This is a genomic window from Streptomyces himastatinicus ATCC 53653 (assembly GCF_000158915.1).
Classification (GTDB): domain Bacteria; phylum Actinomycetota; class Actinomycetes; order Streptomycetales; family Streptomycetaceae; genus Streptomyces; species Streptomyces himastatinicus.
Genome location: NZ_GG657754.1, coordinates 7,916,979 through 7,920,200 on the forward strand (window position 1 = coordinate 7,916,979; position 3,222 = coordinate 7,920,200).

Genomic DNA, 3,222 nt, shown 5'->3' on the forward strand with positions numbered 1-3,222 from the left:
TCTTCCGCTCCGCCGTCACCGACGCCGAACGCCAGACCCGCGCCATGGTCATGGCCCACGAGATGGCCCACAGGGGGTTCGGCAACCTCGTCACGATGCGGTGGTGGGACGACATCTGGCTCAACGAGTCCTTCGCCGAGTACATGGGCTTCCAGATCCTCACCGAGGCCACCCGCTACACCGGCACCTGGGCCGACTTCAGTATCCGCCGCAAGACCTGGGGCTACGACGCCGACCAGCGCCCCTCCACCCACCCCGTCGCCCCGGCACCCGAACTCGTCCCCGACACCGCCGCCGCCCGCCTCAACTTCGACGGCATCTCCTACGCCAAGGGCGCCTCCGCGCTGCGCCAGCTCGTCGCCTGGCTCGGCGAGAAGGACTTCCTCGCCGGGATCAACGACCACTTCACCCGGCACCGCTTCGGCAACGCCACCCTCGCCGACTTCCTCGACTCCCTCGCCCGCTCCACCGACCGCGACGTCCACGCCTGGGCCGACGCCTGGCTGCGCACCACCGGAGTGGACACCCTCACCCCCGCCATCACCACGAACGGCGGCCAGTGGCACCTGGAGATCCACCACGAGGGAGCCCCCGAACCGGCCCGTCGCCGCCCCCACCGCATCGCCATCGGCCTCTACGACCACGAACCCGCCGCCCCGCACCAACTCGTGCTGCGCAAGCGCGTCGAGACCGAACTGAACGGCACCGGCCCCGCCGCCCGCCTCTCCTTCAGCGGCCCCCGCCCCGACCTGCTCCTCCTCAACGACGGCGACCTGACCTACACCAAGGTCCGCCTCGACCCCGGCTCCTGGAAGGCCGCCGTACGCTCTCTCTCCGGCCTCCCCGACGCCGTCAGCCGCGCCACCCTCTGGAACGCCGCCCGCGACATGGTGCGCGACGGGGACCTCCCGGCCGCCGACTACCTCGACGCCGCCCGCACCCACCTCCCGCACGAGACCGACATAGCGATCGTGCAGGGCGTCCTCGCCTTCGCCCGTACCCAGATCGCCGACCGCTACGTCCCCGCCGACCAGCGGTCCGCCGCCCTCAACACCATCGCCGCCACCTGTCGCGACCTGCTGCGCCGCACCGAGGACGGCTCAGGGCCCGGGCTGCGGCTGTCCGCCGTACGCACGTACGTCACCAGCGCCACCGCGCCCGCCGAGCTGACCGACTGGCTCGAGGGCGACACCGTCCCCGGCGGCCCCGCCCTCGACCCCGAACTGCGCTGGCAGATCCTCGGACGGCTCGCCGTCCTCGGCGCCGCGGGCCCCGCCGACATCGACGCCGAACTCGCCCCGCGACTCCAGCGCCACCGGACAGGAGGGCGCCGCCCGCTGCCGCGCCGCACTCCCCGATCCGGACGCCAAACGGGCCGCCTGGGACGCCCTCTTCGGTGACAGCCCTGACCTTCCGGCTCTCTCCAACTACCTCGTCACCGCGACCGCCACCGGCTTCTGGCAGCCCGAACACCACGACCTGCTCACCGAGTACGTACCGCGCTTCTTCACCGACGCCGCCGCCACCGCCGCCCGTCGCGGCCCCGCCATCGCCGACGCCATCGCCCGCTCCGGCTTCCCGACGACGGTGGACGCGACGACCCTGCGGCTCGGCGAGGAGTGCCTCACCGCCCCCGACCTCCTCCCCGCCCTGCGCCGCCGCCTCGAAGACCAGCTCGACGACCTGCGGCGCGCCCTACGGGTGCGGAACGAACCCGCGCACTAGGGGGCGCGGGTTTCGATCAACCCGCACCGTGCACCCGTACCACGTACGGGTGCACTTCGGGCCGAGCCCGGCCGATCCGCTTGCGGGCCAAGTAGCTTGAGGTCCATGCCCGCTTCCGGCACCGCCCGCCTCCTCGCCGGGGGGAGCGAGGGACCAGGCGCGCTTCGCCCGATGCTCGACACCGTCCTCGACGCCCTCACCCACGGCGCCGCCGACCGTGGCGGGCCCCTCCCCGCCGGAGGACCCGGCGCCGTGGCCCACCGCACCCACGGCGCGGCCCGGCCCTGCATCCCCGACCACGGGGAAGGGCCGCACCACGCGCTGCGCACCCTCGTGACCGCCCTCACCGCGGGCGCCGCCGACCCGGCCGACCCGCACTGCGCCGCCCATCTCCACTGTCCGCCGCTCGCCGTCGCGGCCGCCGCCGACCTCGCCGTCTCCGCGCTCAACCCGTCCCTCGACTCCTGGGACCAGGCCCCCGCCGCCGCCGAGTTGGAGGCGCTCACCTGCCGCGCCCTCGCCGAGCTGGTCCACCCGGGCGCCCCCGCACCCGACGCCCTCGTCACCACCGGCGGCACCGAATCCAACCAGCTCGCCCTGCTGCTCGCCCGCGAAGCCGCCCACGGCGCGCCCCTCCGTATCGTCTGCGGCGCCAATGCCCACCACAGCGTCCACCGCGCCGCCTGGCTGCTCGGCCTGCGCCCGCCGCACACCCTCCCCACCCCCACCGGCGTCCTCGACCCGGCCCGCGTCCACGACGCCCTCACCGCACAGCCGGCGCGCCCCACCCTGCTCGTCGCCACCGCGGGCACCACCGACACCGGGGCCATCGACCCCCTCCCGCACCTCGCCGACCTCTGCGACGGCCACGGGGCGACCCTCCACATCGACGCCGCCTACGGCGGGCCGCTCCTGTTCAGCGACACCCTGAACAAGCGGCTCGACGGACTCGACCGCGCCCACACCGTCGCCCTCGACCTCCACAAGCTCGGCTGGCAACCGGCCGCCGCCGGGCTGCTCGCCGTACCCGACACCGCCGCCCTCGCCCCCCTCGGCCACCGAGCCTCCTACCTCAACGCCGACGACGACACCGACGCCGGGCTCCCCGATCTGCTCGGCCGCTCACTCCGCACCACCCGCCGCGCCGACATCCTCAAGATCGCCGTCACCCTGCGCGCCCTCGGCCGCCACGGCCTCGGCGACCTCGTCGACCAGGTCTGCGCCCACGCCCACGCCCTCGCCGACCTCGTCCAGGCCCGCCCTGCCCTGGAGCTGTACGCCCGCCCCACCCTCTCGACCGTCCTCTTCCGCCCCAAGGGAGCCGGACCGGGCGCCGTCGCCGCGCTGCGCCGCGGCCTCCTGCACCGCGGTACCGCCGTCCTCGGCCGCGCGGCCACCCCCGAGGGGCTGTGGCTCAAGGCCACCCTCCTCAACCCGCACATCCAGCCCGGCGATCTGCGCCGGCTGCTCGACCTCGTGGGAAGGGCACGACCACCC

The 3,222-nt window shown here is 75.0% G+C and carries 1 protein-coding gene and 1 pseudogene; both read left to right on the forward strand.

All coding sequences use genetic code 11. The features are described from left to right. A pseudogene (pepN, locus tag SSOG_RS33715) lies at nucleotides 1-1,725 on the forward strand (aminopeptidase N); the annotation flags it as partial. A 105-nt stretch (nucleotides 1,726-1,830) separates the two neighbouring features. Then, a partial coding sequence (locus SSOG_RS33720) for a pyridoxal phosphate-dependent decarboxylase family protein (protein ID WP_009718743.1) occupies nucleotides 1,831-3,222 on the forward strand: 1,392 nt, incomplete at its 3' end.